17 protein-coding genes are annotated in these 17379 nt (G+C 72.8%); 7 read left to right on the top strand and 10 right to left on the bottom strand.

Features of this window, described 5'->3' with window-relative positions; genetic code table 11:
- Both ND748_RS11270 and ND748_RS11265 read right to left on the bottom strand, forming a co-directional pair.
- A partial coding sequence (locus ND748_RS11270; protein ID WP_251745639.1) for an acyl-CoA dehydrogenase family protein occupies positions 1–297 on the bottom strand: 297 nt, incomplete at its 3' end.
- Between the two features lie 67 nt (positions 298–364).
- Positions 365–1546 carry an acyl-CoA dehydrogenase family protein gene (locus tag ND748_RS11265; protein WP_251745638.1) on the bottom strand — a complete coding sequence of 394 codons (1182 nt, stop codon included), beginning with the start codon at positions 1544–1546 and terminating at the stop codon, positions 365–367.
- A 157-nt stretch (positions 1547–1703) separates the two neighbouring features.
- On the opposite strand from ND748_RS11265, the gene ND748_RS11260 reads away from it, so the two are divergent.
- On the top strand, positions 1704–2705 hold the full coding sequence (locus ND748_RS11260; protein ID WP_251745636.1) for an LLM class flavin-dependent oxidoreductase: 1002 nt from the start codon (positions 1704–1706) through the stop codon (positions 2703–2705).
- Positions 2706–2751: 46 nt separating this feature from the next.
- Here ND748_RS11260 and ND748_RS11255 read toward each other — a convergent pair whose 3' ends face one another.
- From ND748_RS11255 to ND748_RS11240, 4 genes are all read right to left on the bottom strand, one after another.
- On the bottom strand, positions 2752–3456 hold the full coding sequence (locus ND748_RS11255; RefSeq protein WP_251745634.1) for a FadR/GntR family transcriptional regulator: 705 nt from the start codon (positions 3454–3456) through the stop codon (positions 2752–2754).
- A gap of 133 nt (positions 3457–3589) precedes the next feature.
- Positions 3590–4045 carry a Zn-ribbon domain-containing OB-fold protein gene (locus ND748_RS11250; protein ID WP_251745633.1) on the bottom strand — a complete coding sequence of 152 codons (456 nt, stop codon included), beginning with the start codon at positions 4043–4045 and terminating at the stop codon, positions 3590–3592.
- Positions 4042–5238 carry a thiolase gene (locus tag ND748_RS11245; protein WP_251745632.1) on the bottom strand — a complete coding sequence of 399 codons (1197 nt, stop codon included), beginning with the start codon at positions 5236–5238 and terminating at the stop codon, positions 4042–4044. The genes ND748_RS11250 and ND748_RS11245 overlap by 4 nt, the downstream gene beginning before the upstream one ends.
- Complete coding sequence (locus tag ND748_RS11240) at positions 5235–6383, bottom strand: amidohydrolase family protein (RefSeq protein ID WP_251745631.1); 1149 nt, start codon at positions 6381–6383, stop codon at positions 5235–5237. Before ND748_RS11240 ends, ND748_RS11245 begins: the two co-directional genes overlap by 4 nt.
- Positions 6384–6658: 275 nt before the next feature.
- On the opposite strand from ND748_RS11240, the gene ND748_RS11235 reads away from it, so the two are divergent.
- Positions 6659–8413, top strand: coding sequence for an AMP-binding protein (locus ND748_RS11235; RefSeq protein ID WP_251745630.1), 1755 nt, complete (start codon positions 6659–6661; stop codon positions 8411–8413).
- A 94-nt stretch (positions 8414–8507) separates the two neighbouring features.
- On the opposite strand, the gene ND748_RS11230 is transcribed toward ND748_RS11235, so the two are convergent.
- On the bottom strand, positions 8508–9119 hold the full coding sequence (locus ND748_RS11230; RefSeq protein WP_251745629.1) for a TetR/AcrR family transcriptional regulator: 612 nt from the start codon (positions 9117–9119) through the stop codon (positions 8508–8510).
- A gap of 210 nt (positions 9120–9329) precedes the next feature.
- Here ND748_RS11230 and ND748_RS11225 point away from each other — a divergent pair, with 210 nt between their 5' ends.
- Both ND748_RS11225 and ND748_RS11220 read left to right on the top strand, forming a co-directional pair.
- Complete coding sequence (locus ND748_RS11225; protein WP_251745627.1) at positions 9330–10544, top strand: acyl-CoA dehydrogenase family protein; 1215 nt, start codon at positions 9330–9332, stop codon at positions 10542–10544.
- Positions 10541–11596 (top strand): phosphotransferase family protein, encoded by a 1056-nt coding sequence (locus ND748_RS11220; RefSeq protein ID WP_251745626.1) that lies wholly within the window; start codon positions 10541–10543, stop codon positions 11594–11596. The genes ND748_RS11225 and ND748_RS11220 overlap by 4 nt, the downstream gene beginning before the upstream one ends.
- A 116-nt stretch (positions 11597–11712) precedes the next feature.
- Here ND748_RS11220 and ND748_RS11215 read toward each other — a convergent pair whose 3' ends face one another.
- Positions 11713–13059 (bottom strand): NtaA/DmoA family FMN-dependent monooxygenase, encoded by a 1347-nt coding sequence (locus tag ND748_RS11215; protein ID WP_251745625.1) that lies wholly within the window; start codon positions 13057–13059, stop codon positions 11713–11715.
- A gap of 76 nt (positions 13060–13135) precedes the next feature.
- Positions 13136–14365: an LLM class flavin-dependent oxidoreductase gene (locus tag ND748_RS11210; RefSeq protein ID WP_251745624.1), complete on the bottom strand. Its 1230-nt coding sequence runs from the start codon at positions 14363–14365 to the stop codon at positions 13136–13138.
- 582 nt (positions 14366–14947) lie between these two features.
- On the opposite strand from ND748_RS11210, the gene ND748_RS11205 reads away from it, so the two are divergent.
- Together ND748_RS11205 and ND748_RS11200 are read left to right on the top strand one after the other, a co-directional pair.
- Complete coding sequence (locus tag ND748_RS11205) at positions 14948–15727, top strand: dienelactone hydrolase family protein (protein WP_251745623.1); 780 nt, start codon at positions 14948–14950, stop codon at positions 15725–15727.
- 177 nt (positions 15728–15904) lie between these two features.
- Positions 15905–16396 carry a carbonic anhydrase gene (locus ND748_RS11200; RefSeq protein WP_251745621.1) on the top strand — a complete coding sequence of 164 codons (492 nt, stop codon included), beginning with the start codon at positions 15905–15907 and terminating at the stop codon, positions 16394–16396.
- Here ND748_RS11200 and ND748_RS11195 read toward each other — a convergent pair.
- Complete coding sequence (locus ND748_RS11195; protein ID WP_251745619.1) at positions 16380–16910, bottom strand: helix-turn-helix domain-containing protein; 531 nt, start codon at positions 16908–16910, stop codon at positions 16380–16382. The two genes, ND748_RS11200 and ND748_RS11195, sit on opposite strands and share 17 nt — an antisense overlap.
- A 120-nt stretch (positions 16911–17030) precedes the next feature.
- Here ND748_RS11195 and ND748_RS11190 point away from each other — a divergent pair.
- A partial coding sequence (locus ND748_RS11190) for an alcohol dehydrogenase catalytic domain-containing protein (RefSeq protein WP_251745617.1) occupies positions 17031–17379 on the top strand: 349 nt, incomplete at its 3' end.

The following is a 17379-nucleotide window of genomic DNA, read 5'->3' as shown; positions in this document are numbered from 1 at the left end:
CGTCGCCGGGACCGAGGCCGGCGTGACGATGAACGACAACGTCGACGCGTTCGGTGAGCTGAAGATCCGGCCCCGGGGGGCCCCCCACCCGGGGAGCCCCGCCCCCTCGCCGCCGTGCTCCGGCGGGGCGGCGAGCCCCACCACGCCCATGGCCGAAAGCTCCGACCACAGCCGCCGGTCCCAGCCGCCCGGCGCGGCCGCGATCGTCCTGACCTGCTCGATGTCGCAGTGCTCACGCAACAGCCGCGCCAACGCGTCGCGCAGCTCGCCCTCCGCCTCGGCGGTGTCCACGCTCACCTCACTCCTCGTCACGTCTCGTCGTCCCGCGCCCCGACGCGACGCCCCGCGGCGCCGCCATGGCCCCTCACCCGCGTCCGGATCCCGGCGCCGGCGGCGGGGCGGGCAGCCCCAGCACCCGCTCGGCGATCGTGTTGCGCTGGATCTCGGCGGTGCCGGCGCCGATCGTCGACGACCGGCTCATCAGGTAGCCGTAGGTCCACCGGCCGCCCTCGGGCGCGGTCGGCTCGCGATTGCCGAGCACCGCGTCCGGGCCGACGACCCGCAGTGCCACCTCGTGCAGGCGCTGGTCGAACTCCGCGCGCATCAGCCGGTTCACCGAGGAGGCGGGCCCGGGATCGCGCCCGGCGAGCACCGTCTCCAGGGCCCGGCGGCTGTTCGAGGCGAGGATGCGCACCCCCGCCTCCAGCCGCGCGAGGTCCTGGCGCACCACCGGGTCGTCCCCGGCCGGCGACCCGGCGGCGAGCGCGATCAGCTCGCTGACCACCCGGCGGTAGCGGAACTCGTCCGACAGGAACGCGGTGGCCCGCTCGTGGCCGAGGCTCGTGCGCGCGATCGACCAGCCGTCGTTCTCCCGGCCGACGAGGTTCTCGGCCGGCACGCGCACCTCGTCGAGGAACACCTCCGCGAAGTGCGTCGCGCCGCTGAGGTCGCGCAGCGGTCGCACCGTCAGCCCGGGCGAGGTCATCGACAGCAGCAGGTAGCTGATCCCCTTCGGCCCCGGCTCGCCGGTGCGCACCAGCGCGAACATCCAGTCGGCGAGGTGCGCCTGGCTGGTCCACACCTTCTGGCCGGTGACGACGTAGTCGTCACCGTCACGCACGGCCCTCGTGGACAGGGCCGTCAGTTCGCTGCCGGCGCCGGGCTCGGAGAAGCCCTGGCACCAGAACTCGTCGGCGCGCAGCAGCGGGCGCAGGAAGCGGTCCTGCTGCGCGGGTGTGCCGTGGCGGATCAGGGTGGGGGCCACGATGAACGACAGGCCGCACGGGTGGCGGGGGGCCCGGGCCTTCGTCATCTCCCGGTGGTAGGCGATCTGGTCGGGCAGCGAGAGATCCATGCCGCCGACCTCCCGCGGCCATCCCGGCGCCGCGAGCCCCGCGTCGGTCAGCTCGGCGTGGAAGGCGCGGGCCCAGGTGAGCCGCGCGGCGCCGCCGCGGGGCGGCCGGCCCGCGTGCGCGGCCAGGAACTCCCGCAGCGGGCCGAGGAACTCGCCCTGCCGGGGCCGGTCACTGATCTCCACCGCCGTCACCGCGCCTCCTTCTCGTCAACATCGCTGCAAGGTTACATGGTTTACTAAGTTCGCGAGGAAGACAAGAACTGGAGCGACGGTTCTCAGCGGCCGATCGGCGCCCACGGTGCACACAACGCCGTCGGGGGCCGGGCTCCCGAGGTGGAGGTGGCGACACGTGCAGTGGGGACTTCCCTGGCCGGGCCCGCAGGTCGCGGAGCTGGCCGAACAGGCCGGGGCCACCGCCTTCTGCGCCGGCGAGTTCGCCGACACGAACTCCTACCTGACCACCGGCGAGATGGTCGCCGCCACCCGCCGGGCCCTGGTCGGGCCGGGCATCGCCTACGCGTTCGCCCGCTCGCCCTTCGTCCACGCCTCGGCGTTGCGTCACCTCTCCGCACGCGCCCCCGGACGGATCTTTCTCGGCCTCGGATCCGGCACCTACCGGATGAACACCGAGTGGTTCGCGGCCGCGGCCAGCGAGCCGGTGCGCCGGATGGAGGACCTCGTCGGGGCGATCCGCGCCTACCTGACCGCGCAGAACGGTCAGCCCGTGGTGCACGAGGGCGAGTTCTACCCGATCCACGCCGACATCCGCGCCCCCGTCCTCGGCCGGCTCGACGTGCCGATCCTGCTCGGCTCGTTCAACCGGCGGATGGTGACCGCCGCCGGGCGCACCGCCGACGGCATCCTCGGCCACGGCATCTTCACCGACCGGTGGTGGACGGAGACGATCCGCCCGAACCTGCACGACGGCGCCACCGCGGCCGGGCGGGACCCGCAGTCGCTGCGCCGCTGGGGCTGGCTCATCACCGCCGTCGACGAGGAGGACCCGGCGCGGGCCCGGCGCGACGCCCGCCTCCAGATCGCCTTCTACCTCACGGTGAAGACCTACGACACCCTCGTCGAGCTGCACGGCTGGGGCGATGAGGTGGCCGCGATCCGCACCGCGTTCCGCGCCGGGGACATCCCGGGGATGGCCGCGGCCGTCAGCGAGGAGATGCTCGACGCGATCGCCCTGTGCGGCGACTCGCAGGAGGCCGCCCAGCGCCTGGCGGCCCGTAAGGCCCTGCCCGACCTCGCGTTCCTGTCCAGCCCGGCCTTCATGGTCAGCGATCGCCGCCGCGCCCGCTACGCCGAGTCGGCGGTCCGTCTCATGAGCGCCGTCGACGCCGCCTGACCGGCGGGGCGAACCGGCGCGGAGCACCCCGGACCTGGTGCGGGGCTCACCAGCCGAGGAGGTCCTCGGGGAGGTCGCGGATGTAGCGGACCCGCGCGTCGCCGTGCTCGCGGGACAGCGCCATCGCGGTGTCGGCGTCACCGTCGCGGACCGCCTCGGCGACCTGCCGCCACTGCTCGCAGGCCAGCGCGATGCTGTCCGGGTCCAGCAGGAGCGGCCGAGAGGTCGGATAGCGCGACAACGAGCCGAGCACGTCCTCGAACAGCTGCAGGGTGGGACTGCGCGCGAGCTCGGCGAGCAGGATCCCCCACTGCGCCCGGGCGCGGGCGTGGTCGCGCTGGTTGGCGCCAGCGGCCTGCTCGACGAAGGTCAACAGCCGGCCGCGCTCGACCCCGTCCGGGTTCAGCGCGGCCAGCCGAGCACACTCCGTGGTGATGAGGGTGTAGGTGGCGCTGATGTCGGCGAGGGAGGCCCGCCGGGTCCGCAGGAACACCGAGGCCACGTGGGCGACACCGGCCGCGTCGGGCCGCTGCCCGTACAGCCCGCCGTGATGGCCGCGGCGGACGGTCAGGATCCCCTCGGCCTGCAACAGCCGCACGGCCTGGCGCAACGACGGCCGACTCACCCCGAACCGGGCCAGCAGCTCGTCCTCCTGGCCCAGGTAGAGGTCACCGTCCTGGCGGCTGAGGATCTCCTCGCGCAGCACGTGGGCGACCGCCGACGCGGTGCTCACCGCGGCCACCCGTTCCATCCGTCCCCCTCGCCGCCCGCCCGCCCGCGCACGCGACCTGCGCGACCTGCGCGACCTGCGCGACCTGCGCGACCTAAGTACTTTCGGTACCGGATACCTACAGGTATCAGATACCTGCAGGTACCGAATACTTTCAGGTACCTGCCAGTGGCGCGCTCTCGGCGGCGGAGTCGATCCGGAACACCGGCAGTTTCCAGCCCTCGGCGATCTCGACGAAGTCGACGGTGAGCGGCGTTCCGATCCGGACCGCGGCCGGATCGGTGTCGACGACGTTGCTCACCAGGCGGGCCCCCGGCGCATCGGGCAGGTCCACGACGACGGCGGCCAGGGTCAGCTCCGGCTGGCCGGGCACGCCGTTGACGATGCTGAAGCTGAACACCGTCGCCCGCCCGGACAGCGTCACCCAGTCGACGTTCTGCGACTGGCAGGTCGGACAGAACGGCGACGGCGGCAGCCGGAAGGTGCCGCAGTCGGCGCACCTGGGCGCGACCAGCCGGTTCTCCTTCGCCGCCTGCCAGAACGGCTCGGTCGCCGCGTCGGTGGTGATCTGGATGCCGGCGGGCGGCAGGGTCGTCGTCAGGGTGGTCATTGCATCCGTCCCAGGATCAGGCCGCTGACCGGCAGGGTGGCCGGCCCGCCGGTGACCAGCGCCAGCTTCGCGTCCGGCACCTGGTTGACGGCGGTGCCGCGGATCTGTTCGACGCCCTCCACGATGTGCGTCATGCCGATGATGTAGGCCTCGGAGAGCTGGCCGCCGTGCGTGTTGACCGGAATCGACCCGCCCTTGTACCGGATCGCACCGGACTCGACGAACGGGCCGCCCTCACCCTTCTTGCAGAAGCCGTAGTCCTCGAGCTGCATGAGGACCATCGGGGTGAAGTGGTCATAGATCAGCGCCACGTCGAGGTCGTCGGGGGTGATCCCGGCCTTCGCGTAGAGCCGCCGGGCGATCGGGGCGTGCCCGGAGGAGGCGAAGTACTCGTCGGGCATGCCGTACCAGGCGAACGCCCGGCCCCACTCGCGCACCCCGCCGTGCGCCGCGGCGACCACACCGACCGGCGTGCGCCGCAGGTCGCGCGCCCGCTCCGCACTGGTGGTGAGGACCGCGACGGCGCCCTCGGTCTCCAGGCAGAAGTCGAACAGGCACAGCGGATCGGCGATCATCCGGGCGTTGAAGTAGTCGTCCAGCGTCAGCGGGGTGCGCATGATCGCCTTGGGTCGGGTGAGCGCGTTCTCCCGGCTGGACAGGGCGATCTCGGCGAACGCCTCCCGCCGGGTGCCGTAGTCGTGCATGTGCCGGCGCGCCAGCACCGACATCAGATGCCCCGGGCCGACCAGGCCCGAGGGCTGCAGGAACGAGTTCTCCGGACTCGGCGCAACCGAGCCGAAGACCGTGCCGAGACGCTGTTTGACCTGCTGCAGCGCCATCACGGTGACGACGACGGTGGCATCCCCGGCGAGGATCGCCGCGCGGGCCAGGCCGATCGACCCCGCCGACCCGCCGCCACCCGAGGTGAGCGCGGCGGAGAAGGTCACCTCGGGGATGCCGAGGGTCTCCATGAACGTGGCGGTGTCCATCGACTGGCCGTAGCCGGCGCCCGCCCCCGAGTAGTAGGCGAAGCCGTCGATGTCCCTGACCGACAGACCGGCGTCCTCGCACGCGGCGAGGATCGCCTTGCCGGCGAGCTCGGTGATGGTCTGCGGCGCGGAGCCGCCACGCCGGTAGTACGGCGTGGCACCGACGCCGACGATCGCCGTGTCGAACGGACCCGATGCGCTCACGCGGCCGCTGCCGCGGCCGGCTCAACGATGCCCGGGACCGGCTCACCGACGCCGGGGAAGAGTTCGAGGAACGTGTCGATGGTGATCCGCCTGCGGACGTCGTCCGACACGCCGTCGAACAGCCCGTGCAGCGTCTCCTGGGTGTGGCCGAACGTGCCCTCCATGTGCGGGTAGTCGCTGCCCCACATGACGTTGCGGTAGCCCATGCCGGTCAGCGCGGCGACCGCGGAGGCGTCGTGCTGGAAGGAGGCGTACACCTGCGAGTAGAGGATCTCCTTGGGGCTGCGCGTGAGCTTGGGCCGCACCGCCATGTGGTGCTGGCGGTAGCCCTCCTCCATCCGGTCGGCGAGGAAGGGCACCCAGGTCGCGCCGCCCTCGGCGACGAGAATCCGCAGGTTCGGATGCCGGTCGAGCGCGCCGGAGGCGACGAGCTTCATCGCGGCCCGCTGACCGGAGAACGTCGTCTCGGTGTAGTTCAGCACCGCGCCGCCGGGGCCGCGGTAGACGACGCCGACCTGCTGGCTGCCGATGTCGACCGGGTCGGTGCCGACGTGGAAGGCGAGCACCATGTTCGCCGCCTCCGCCGCCGCCCAGAACGGCTCCCAGGAGTCGCGGTTCCAGTCGTCGGCGAGCGGGTGCGGGGTCGTCGGCAGGAACACCGCGCGGTAGCCGAGCTCGGCGGTGCGCTCCAGCTCGGCCACCGCGTCGTCGACCTGGAGGGTGGAGACCTGCGCGGTCGGGACCAGCCGCGGCGAGATGTTCATGATCGCGTCGATCGCCCAGTCGTTGCTGACCCGCAACGCCTCGCGCAGCACCTCGGGGGTGCGAAACGACGAGCTCCACAGGCCCAGCGACGGGAACACCAGCTCGCCCCAGACCCCCTCGGTGTCGAGGTCGGCCAGGCGCAGAGTCGCGTCCCGCGCGCCGGGCGCCCGGTTGCTCTCGTCGAGGAACTCCTGGGCCGCCACGTTCGGGAGCTTGCGGCGGAAGGACTGGCCGTCGATGTAAACGGTCTCGTAGAGCCCGTCGGGGTCCTTCACCGCTCTCGGCACGAGCTCGGCCAGCCGGGGCGGCAGGTTCGACCGCCACAGGTCGTCGGGCTCCAGGAAGTGGGAGTCGCCGGAGTTCGCCCAGATCTTTGCCATGTCGCCCTGCCTTCGCATGGGTTGCGCCGTGCAGACGGTTGCCTGCCGCCCGGATCGCGTGCCGTCGCCGGAGCCCGATGGCTCGGACCTCGTTGGCCATCGATGGCGACCCAGTTGACATGGTTACTTTAGATAACTGAAAGATCTGTACGCAAGTGCCGGCCGCCGGGAGCCCGCGCGGGAGTTCCTCCAGCTACAGCCATCCCTCCTAGTGAACTAGGTATATTTTGCTGGATGTGGCGGCCGCCACGCTCTCGCCGACCCGAGGAGCGCCGGTGCACCCGGAGCACGCGCGACCTGCCCACCTGGCCGAGCCGGCCGCAACCGTCGAGGCACTCCCGCCCGCCAGCTCCCCGCGGTCGCTCACGCCGGTCCGGCCGCTGCCCGAGATCGCCCCGCTCCCGCTCGCCGCGCTGCTGCACCTGGGCGCGACGGACCATCCCGACACCCGGTTGGTCTTCCGCAGCCCGGTCGGCACCCTCACCACGGATCTGGGCTCGCTGTACGCCCGCGCCGCGCGGGTCGCCGGCGGCCTCGCCGCCCGCGGGATCGGCCCGGCGGACGTCGTCGCGCTGCAGTTGACCAGCCGGGTGCACAGCGCGATCGCGCACGCCGCGGTGTTGTTACGCGGGGCGGTGCTGCTGCCGATCGTGCCCATCTACGGGATCCGCGAGGTCGCCTTCATCCTGCGGCAGTCGGGGGCGAGCACGATCATCCTGCCGGAACAGCGGGCGGCGCAGATCGCCGAGCTGCGCGGGGCACCCGACGGGCTGCCGGCCCTGCGCCACATCGTCACCGTCGCCGACAGCCCCGCCCCACCGGCCGCCACCCCGTCGATCGCCACCCCGTCGATCGCCACCGCCCCGGCCGACAACGCCCCGGCCGACACCGTGCCATGGGAGGAGCTCGAACTGGCCCCGCCGCTGGCGCCGTGCGCCCGGCCGCTCGACGACGTCGCCGTGCTCGTCTACACCTCGGGGACGACCGCCGCGCCCAAGGGCGTCACCCACACCCACCGCTCGGTCGCCGCGGAGGTCGCCTCGTTGCGCAGCCTGCGCGCCGGCCAACCCGACTTCGGCTACCTCGACCTGTTTCCGCCCGGCCACATCGCCGGGCTGAGCGTGCTGCTACGGACCCTCGTCGACGGGCTGCCGACCGTCTTCCTCGAACGGTTCGACGCGGCGGAGGCGATCGAGCTCGTCCACGCGCACCGGGTGACCGCGTCCGCGGGGGTGCCGTTTCACCTGACCGCTCTGCTGGACGCCGCCCAGCGCGACGGCCGCGGCCTCGGCCCGCTGCGCGACTTTCTCGTCGGTGGGGCCAGCGTGTCGCCGACCCTCGTCGAACGGGCCGAGCGGGCCGGCGTCCGCGCCTACCGCGCCTACGGTTCCAGCGAGCATCCGACGATCAGCTCGGGCAGCGCGGCCGACCCGCTCGACCGGCGGGCCGCCACGGACGGACGGGTGCTGCCGGGCAGCGAGGTCCGCATCCTCGACCCCGCCGGCCACGACCTCGGCCTCGGCGAGGAGGGCGAGATCGTCACCCGCGGCCCGGAGCAGTTCGCCGGCTACCGCGATCCGGCGCTCGACGCGACCGCTTTCACCGCCGACGGCTGGCTGCGCACCGGTGACATCGGCCGGGTCGACGCCGACGGCTACCTGACCATCACCGATCGCATCAAGGACATCATCGTCCGCAACGGCGAGAACGTCTCCTCCAAGGAGGTCGAGGACCTGCTCATGACACATCCGGCCGTCGCGGAGGCGGCCGCCGTGGCCGAGCCGGACGACCGCACCGGCGAACGGGTCTGCGTCTTCGTCCTGCCGCGGCCGGGATCGGTCCTCGACCTCGACGAGGTCCGCGCGCATTTCGCCGCCGCCGGGGCCGCGAAGCAGAAGACCCCGGAACGACTCGTGATCGTCGCCGATCTGCCGCGGACCGCGGCGGGCAAGGTCCGCAAGCACGAGCTGCGCGCGGACCTACACGCCGGCGGAGCCCACCACCTCCCCGCTACGGACGGACCGAGCTGACCGCCCGGTCGACCGGGCCGACCGGGCGACCGGGCTGACCGGCAGGGGGCTGATGCGCGGCAGGCCGAGCACCGGGACGCCCGCGCCGTGGCGGTCAGCCGGCTGCGCCGACCAGGGTCAGCGCGAACCGACCGTAGGTGTAGACGATCTCGTCCTCGCTCAGGTCGCCGTCCTCGCGGTACCAGGCGGCCACCCCCATCCCGAGGTCGAGCAGGGCATAGGAGGCGAGCTTGACCGAGGCCACGTGGAACCGGCGGGCCGCGACCCCCTCCTCGATCAGCGTCCGGATGAGCCGCTCGTAGCTGCTGCGCCGGGCGACGACCACCGCCCGGTTGGCCTCGTCGAGGCTGCGGATCTCCCGGTTGCCGACGAACGCCTCCAGCCGGTGGCGGGTGTGGAAGCGCACGTGTGCCTCCACGGCACGGCGCAGCCGATCCGCGACATCGTCGACACCGGCGACGGCGAGGGCGTGGACGTCGTGCAGGACGTCCATCGCGTCGAGCATGATCGCGAGGAGCAGGTCCTGCTTGGAGCTCACGTGCTTGTACAGGCTTGGACCCCGGATGCCGACCGCCGCGCCGATCTCGGTCGTGGTGGTGGCCTCGTAGCCGCGTTCGGCGAACAGCTTCAGCGCCGCGTCGCGGATCGCCCGCCCGCGCGGGCTGAGCTGCGGCCGCGCCAGCACCGCCCGGTCCGATCCACTCATCCGTCCCCACCCACGACCATCGCCGAGACTACCAAGCGGTAGCCACGGACATGCGGACCGCTCCTCGCACCACGGCCATGTTAGCAGGCATGTTTTTCCCACAGGACTGGCGGATCGGCTCCGGCCCTGCTATCAAGGCTACTGAGCATTAGCCTTCCAGCCGACCCGTGCCCACGGGGGCCGGCGCTCGCACCGAGGCGGGAGATCGTCATGGCCATTGATTTTTCGCAGCCGCCCGAGGTCGTCGACCTCGTCGAACGCACGGCTGCCTTCGTCCGCGACGTCGTGATCCCGGAGGAGGAGCGCTACGCCGGCGTGTTCTCGGCCGGCGGGGAGGCGCTGCGCAGCCGGCTGCAGCAGGCGGCTCGCGACGCCGGGCTGTTCGCCCCGCACGTCTCCCAGGAGTACGGCGGCCTCGGGCTCGGCATGACGGCGCGGGCGCCCGTGTTCGAGGCCGCCGGCTACTCGCTGTTCGGGCCGCTGGCGCTGAACTGCTCCGCGCCCGACGAGGGCAACATGCACATGCTCGAGATCATCGCCACCGACGAGCAGAAGGAGCGCTACCTGCGCCCCCTCGCCAGCGGCGAGGTCCGGTCGTTCTTCGCGATGACGGAGCCGGCGCCCGGGGCCGGCTCGGATCCGGCCGCCCTGACGACGACCGCGGTCCGGGTCGACGGCGGCTGGCGCATCGACGGTCACAAATGGTTCTCCACCGGCGCGGACGGCGCGGCCTACGCGATCTGCTTCGCCCGGACCGCCGGCACGGTCGGCACCGTCGGCGGCGCGACCATGTTCCTCGTCGACGCCGACAACCCCGGCCTGAAGATCGTCCGGCACATCGACACTCTCGACCAGGGCATGATCGGCGGCCACTGCGAAGTGATCTTCGACAACTGCGTGGTGCCGGACTCGGCGATCCTCGGCGAGCTCGACCAGGGCTTCGCCTACGCGCAGGTGCGCCTCGGCCCGGCCCGGATGACGCACTGCATGCGCTGGCTCGGCATCGCCCGGCGCGCCCAGGACATCGCGATCGACCGGATCGCGCAGCGCCGGCTGTTCGGCTCCAAGCTCACCGAGCTCGGTATGGCGCAGCAGATGATCGCCGACTCGGAGATCGACATCGCCGCCTCCCGCAGCCTCATCCTGCAGGCCTGCTGGGAGCTCGACCAGGGACAGCGCGCGGCCCAGTCCACCGCGATGACCAAGACGTTCGTCGCCGAGGCGATCTGGCGGGTCGTCGACCGGGCCATCCAGCTCTGCGGCGCCGCCGGCGTCTCCGGCGAGCTGCTGCTGGGCCGCTACCTCAACGAGGTCCGCGCCTTCCGGATCTACGACGGAGCGTCGGAGACCCATCGCTGGGCGCTCGCCCGGCGCGCGGTCAAGCAGCGGCTGAAGGCCACCGGCGCCCTGGAGTCGGCGTCATGACCGCGCTCGATCCCCCGCACGGCGCCGAGGAGGGGCTGGTCGCCCCGCCGGGCCTGGACCTGGCGGCGCTGTCCGCCTACCTCGACGCCGCCGTCCCCGGCCGGTCCGGGCCGCTGCGCGCCGCCCTGCTCAGCGGCGGCCGGTCGAACCTGACCTACCACGTGTGGGACGACGCCGCGCACTGGGCGCTGCGCCGGCCGCCGCTGGGCAACCTGACGCCGTCGGCGCACGACATGCGGCGCGAGTACCGGGTGGTGGCCGCCCTGCACGACACCGCGATCCCGGTGGCCGACGCGGTCGTCTACTGCGACGATCCCGCCGTGCTCGGGGTGCCGTTCGCGCTGGTCTCCCTGGTCGACGGGGTGGTCCTGCGCAGCCGGGCGGACCTCGCCCCCTACTCCGACGCCGACGTGCGCCGCTGCGCCGAGAACCTGCTGCGCACCCTCGCCCGGCTGCACGCCGTGGACCACCGCGCCGTCGGGCTGGAGCGGTTCGGCCGGCCCGAGGGCTACCTGCGCCGCCAGGTCGACCGCTGGTGGGGGCAGTGGGAGCGGGTGCGGACCCGGCCGCTGCCGGACCTCGACGCGCTGCACTCCCGGCTGGACACCGCGGTGCCGGCGGAGAGTGACGCCTCGATCGTGCACGGCGACGCCCGTATCGACAACTTCGTGCTGGACCCGGCCGACATCGGCGCCGTGCGGGCCCTGCTGGACTGGGAGATGGCGACCCTCGGCGACCCGCTGGCCGATCTGGGTCTCACCGTCGTCTACCGCGACCCGGACTTCGATCCGGTGCTCGGCGGTTCGGCGGCCGCGGCGAGCGACCGGATGCCCGGCGGGGACGAGATGATCGAGATCTACGCCCGCGAGTCCGGCCGGGACATCGTGAACATGGACTTCTACCTGGCGCTGGGCTACTTCAAGCTGGTGGTGATCGCCGAGGGCATCCACGCCCGGCATCTCGCCGGCAACACCGTCGGCGAGGGTTTCGACCTCGTCGGTCAGGCGGTGCCGGCGCTCGCCGCGGGCGGGTTGCGCGCACTCGCCGGCTGAACCACCCCCAGCCGGGGTCCGCTCCCCCGGCCGGGGCCCGCACCCTCACCGGGGGCCCGCACCCTCACCGGGAACCGGCCCCTCACTCGGAGCCGGCCCCCTCGCCCGGAGCCGGCTCAGCCGGGCAGCTCCAGGCCGAGATGCTCACGCAGGGTCGTGCCGGTGTAGTCGGAGCGGAACACGCCGCGTTCCTGCAACAGCGGCACGACCTGGTCGGCGAACTCGTCCAACCCGCCCGGGACGATGTGCGGGACGAGGATGAAGCCGTCGCTGGCGTCCTGCTGGACGAACCGGTTGATGGTCTCGGCGACCGTGGCCGCCGAGCCGATGAACGACTGCCGCCCGGTGACCTCGATGACCACCTCGCGCAGCGAGAGTTTCTTCGCCTCGCTCAGCTCGCGCCAGCGACGCACGGTGTCCAGCCGGTCGTCGAACATCCGCACGCTGGCCCGCCCCTTGGAGATCGTGTTCTCCCCCGGCAGCGGGTCGACCTCGGGGACCGGCCCGTCCGGGTCGTAGGCCGACAGGTCGCGGTTCCACAACTGCTCGGCGAACAGGATCGCCGTCGCCCCGCTGACCTGCTGGTGGCGGATCACCTCGGCCCGCTCGCGTGCCTCGGCGTCGGTGTCGCCGAGGACGAACGTCGCGGCCGGCAGGACCACCAACTCGTCGGGTCGGCGGCCGAACTTGGCGAGCCGGCCCTTGATGTCGGCGTAGAACGCCTGGCCGTCCTCGAACGTGCTGTGCCGGCTGAAGATCGCATCCGCCGAGGAGGCGGCGAACTCCCGGCCGGCCTCGGAGTCGCCGGCCTGGAAGATCACCGGTCGGCCCTGCGGGCTGCGCGGCACGTTGAACTGCCCGCTGATGTCGAAGAAGTCGTCGTGATGCGCGAACGTCCCCGGCCGTGGCTCACGCAGGAACTGCCCGCTGGCCTTGTCCGCGACGATCTCGTCGCCGCGCCAGGAGTCGAACAGCTCCCGAGCCGTCTGCAGGAAGCGCCGGGCCCGCTCGTAGCGGTCCTGCTCCGCGAGGTAGCCGCCGCGGCGGAAGTTCTCGCCGGTGAAGGCGTCCCAGGAGGTGACGACGTTCCAGGCGGCCCGTCCCGCGGAGAGGTGGTCGAGGCTGGCGAACTGCCGGGCGACCTCGTAGGGCTCGTTGAAGGTGGAGTTGATGGTGCCGGCGAGGCCCAGGCGTTCGGTGACCGCCGCGATCGCGGCCAGCACGGTGAACGTGTCGGGCCGGCCGACGACGTCCAGGTCGTGGATGCGGCCGTTCTGCTCGCGCAGGCGCAGGCCCTCGGCGAGGAAGAAGAAGTCGAACTTGGCGCGCTCGGCCACGCGGGCGAGGTGGGCGAACGAGCTGAAGTCGATCTGGCTGCCCGCCGCGGGGTCGCTCCACACCGTCGTGTTGTTCACCCCGGGGAAGTGCGCCGCCAGGTGGATCTGCTTGGTCGGCCTGCTCATGGAGGTCCTCCGCTGTGGTGGGCAGGGCTGCCGGCTGCCGGCGCTGCCGGCGGCGGACGTGGCTGGACGGCGGCGGCTAGACGGCGGCGGTGGAGCTGGTGGCGGCGGCCGCGGCGTAGCGGTTGGCGGGTCGGGGCAGGCCGAGCAGGCCCCGCAGCGTGGCGGCCTCGTAGGCGGTACGGAACGCCCCGCGGGACTGAAGTTCGCCGACGAGCCCCCGGGTGACGCCCTCCAGATCGTGCGGGATGGCCGCCGGGCGCAGCCGGAAGCCCGACAGCCCGGCCGGTTGCCAGTCGAGCAGGAGATCGGCGAGTTCCGCGGGGGTACCGGCGACGACGAGCGCGTCGCTGACATGTGCTGCGCCGGCCCAGTCATCGAGCCGGGCCCGGTTGTCGGCGGCCTGCGCCGCCGAGTCGGCGAGGTGGACGACCAGTTCGGCGAAGACGTGCACGGTCTCGTCGCCCCGACCGGCCGCGGCCTGCTCGGCCCGGATCTCCTCGACGATCCGGCGGGCGTCGTCGGCGTCGCGAGGCGTCACGTAGACGACGTCGCCCTGGCGCGCCCCGAGCCGGTACGGCACGGTGGCGTGGCCGAGGACGGTCACCGGCGGCTGGCCCTGCGGCGGGCGAGGCACGATCGAGGGCCCGCGCACGCTGAACCAGCGTCCCTCGAAGTCGATGTAGTGCAGCTTGTCCCGGTCGACGAACCGGCCGGTGGCGACATCGCGGATCTCGGCGTCGTCCTCCCAGCTGTCCCAGAGCCGGCGGACGACCTCGACGTAGTCGGCCGCCTCGTCGAACAGCTCGGTGATCAGCGCGACGGTCTCGGGCCGCGCCAGGTCCGCGACGGCGATCCCGGGAATCGCGCGCCGGCCGAACAGGGCGGCTTCGGCCCCGCCGCTGCCGGCCCGCACCCGGACCCCGCCCCGCCCGGAGCTGACGTAGTCCAGCGTCGCGATGGCCTTGGCGATGTGGAAGGGCTCGGTGTGCCCGGCGACGATCGACGGGACGAGACCGATCCGCGACGTCAGCGGGGCGACCCGAGCGGCGATGAGCACGGCGTCAAGCCGGCCGCGCACCCGGTCGGTCCGGGCGTCCGGACCGTCGAACCGGTCCGACTGCAGGCCGAGGGAGTCCTCGATCGTGACGAAGTCAAGCAGGCCGCGCTCGGCCTCCTGGACCAGGTCGGTCCAGTACCGGGCGTCGAGCAGCTCCGCGGTCCGCGCGCGCGGCTCTCGCCAGGCTGCCGGATGCCAGCCGGCCCCGTCCAGCGCGAGGGCGAGGTGCAGCGGCGGGCGGGGGGTCATCGGGCGCAATCCTGCACGAGACGCAACGGGCACTCCTCGGACGTTGGGAACCGGCTGACGAACGGCGGGCGCAGGGCTTTCGAGCTGCAGGCGCAGAGTTTCTGCGGCGGTCGTGGGGCCTGGGCCGCAGGCGCTGGGCCTTGGCTGGCGCACTGGGACTGGGCTGGCGCACTGGGCCTGGGCTGGGACGCCAGGCCTGGACTGGGGCACTGGGCCTGGACTGGGGCGCCGGGCCTTGGCGGCGGGCGGAGGATTCCGGACACCCCGGACGGACGAATCCCGCTCAGGCGGGAACGCCGGTCACCTCCGCATCAACGACAGCGGCTGGATTCGGCGCGGCCGAAATCGATGCAGCGGCGGCGCGTCAACAACAGCGAGGTCCGCACCCTTTTCACTCTGAGTAGGTCGGCTTTCCTCGGTCAAGAGCACATACTGTGACGTGCAGCACAGCACGTTCAACCATGGCGTTCGCCGGGTGATCCGCTTTCCGCCGCGACGGTCGAGCCGGGACGACCAACCCCGCGCGCGCCGCGAAGCGCGGTACCGGTCGCCCGCGCGGCCGGCGCACGAGGGGTGGGCATCGTGACCACGGTCGATTTGTCCGGATTCGCCGCAGTTCTGAACATCTCCCCGGGTCTGCGCGCCTACCTGGCCCGACCGGCCGCCGTCGACCCGGCCCCGGCCGGCGGCGGCACGCCGCCCACCAGGGGCCTGCTGCGTCCCGGCGTGATCGTGCTGCACGAGGCGTGGGGTCTGGACGAGACCGTGCGCGCGATCGCCGACCGCCTTGCCGGCCGCGGCTACTTCGCCCTCGCCCCGGACCTGTTCAGCGCGGGCGGCGCGCGGCGCTGCCTGGTGGCCACGGTGCGGGCGATGTCCGCCGGGCGCGGGCGGGCCTTCGACGACATCGAGGCGGCGCGGCGGTGGCTGACCGCCCTGCCGGCATGCAACGGCAGGGTGGGCGTGATCGGCTTCTGCCTCGGTGGCGGCCTCGCCCTGCTCAGCGCGGGCCGGGGCTTCGAGGTGGCAGCGGTCAACTACGGTCCGCTTCCCCGCGAGCTCGACGCCTCGCTGCGGGCGGCGTGCCCGGTGGTGGCGAGCTACGGCGGCCGGGACCGGACCCTGCGCGGCGCCGCCGGGCGGCTGTCCGCGGCGTTGGACCGGGCCGGCGTCCCACACGACGTCAAGGAATACCCGACGGCCGGGCACGCGTTCCTGGGCGCCCGGCCGGACGGCACCCCGAGCGGCCCACGGGTCCTGCGCCCGGTGCTGCGCGCCGCCGGGATCGGCCCCGAGCCGGTCGCCGCCGCCGACGCCTGGGTCCGGATCGAACGATTCCTGACGGAGCATCTCGGCGCCTGACCGAGTTTGTTCAGTGCGTCGGTGGGGATGTGACATGGGTCACTGATCCTCACGGTTGGCGGCAGGGCCTCCCCCGTGTTTCGGTTCGTACGTGCCGACTTCGCCGCTGCTGGCGCCCGGACGGCACATCGACCCGCTGCTCGTCGCCACCGTCCTGTGTTCGTCTGGAGCAACGCGATGACCGCCACCGACGACCTGCTCGGCAACGCCGCCCAGTACGCCCGCGACTTCACCGCCGACGACCTGCCCCTGCCCCCGAAGCTGAGGGTCGCGGTCGTGGCCTGCATGGACGCCCGGCTGAACGTCTACGGCGTGCTGGGCCTGACCGAGGGTGACGCACACGTGATCCGCAACGCGGGCGGGGCGGTGACCGACGACGAGATCAGGTCGCTCGCCATCAGCCAGCGGCTGCTGGGCACCCGGGAGATCATTCTCATCCACCACACCGACTGCGGCATGCTCACGTTCACCGACGAGGCGTTCAAGGCACAGATCGCCGCGGAGACGGGCATTCGCCCGCCGTGGGCCGTCGAGACCTTCACGAGCCTGGAGGACGACGTCCGGCAGTCGATCGCCCGCATCACGGCCAGCCCCTTCATCCCACACAAGGACGCGGTCCGCGGGTTCGTCTACTCGGTCGAGAAGGGCACCCTCACCGAGGTGCGCTGAGCGATCCGACCGCCGCCCTTGGCCCGGCAGCCACCCTAGCCCCGACCGTCGCCCTAGCCTCGGCAGTCACCCTTGCCTCGGCAGCCGGCTTCACGGCGGCCGCCGGCTCCGGCGCGGACGTGCGCAGGTCGTACGCCAGCTCTGCCGCTCGGATCATGTCCACGTTGTTCTCGGCCCAGGCCTTGAGCGGCGTGATCAGGGGATAGAGGTCGCGGCCGAGTGCCGTCAGCTCGTAGTCGACGCGGACGGGCACCGACGCGGTGACCGTCCGGTCGAGCAACCCGCTGCGCTCCAACGTCCGCAGGGTCTGGGTGAGCATCTTCGGGCTGACCCCGGCGATCTCCGTCTTCAGCTCGCCGTACCGGCGCGGTCCCACCGAGACCGCGGCCAGCACGAGGCCGACCCACTTGTCGCTGAGCATCTCGAACACCTTGCGAGACGGGCAGGCCGCCATGAAGGCGTCGTACGCCACCTTCGCCTCGGCCCGCCGCTGCGCGGCCGTCTGGGTAGCCATGGAGATTCCTCCAGGGAACTAGGGAACTCTCGGGTAACTACTACCTAAAAGATACTCGCGCTCGTAGCGTTCGGACCACCGCCGCGGCACCCGTCGCGGCACCGAACCGGAGGACAACCGATGCGAGCGCTCACGATCCCGGCCTACGGCGAGACCAGCCCGCTGACCCTGACGGAGCTTGCGACCCCGGAGCCCGGCCCGGGAGAGGTCCGGGTCCGGGTCGAAGCCGCGGGAGTGAACCCGGTCGACCCCTTCATCCGCACCGGCGGTTTCGCCGCCCTGTCCACTCAGCAGCCGCCGCAGCTGGTGGCCGGATGGGAGTTCGCGGGGGTCGTCGACGCACTCGGTGCGGGGGTGACGGGCTGGCCGGTCGGCACGGCGGTCGTCGCCCTGATCGACTGGGTGGGCGCGCGCGGCGGGGCCCACGGCGAGCAGGTCGTGCTGCCGGCCGGCCTGCTCGCCGCGCGCC

It is taken from the genome of Frankia sp. AiPs1 (genome assembly GCF_023716945.1).
Lineage (GTDB): Bacteria > Actinomycetota > Actinomycetes > Frankiales > Frankiaceae > Frankia.
The sequence above is the reverse complement of the archived record's forward strand: the minus strand, read 5'-3'. Positions and strand labels throughout refer to the sequence as shown.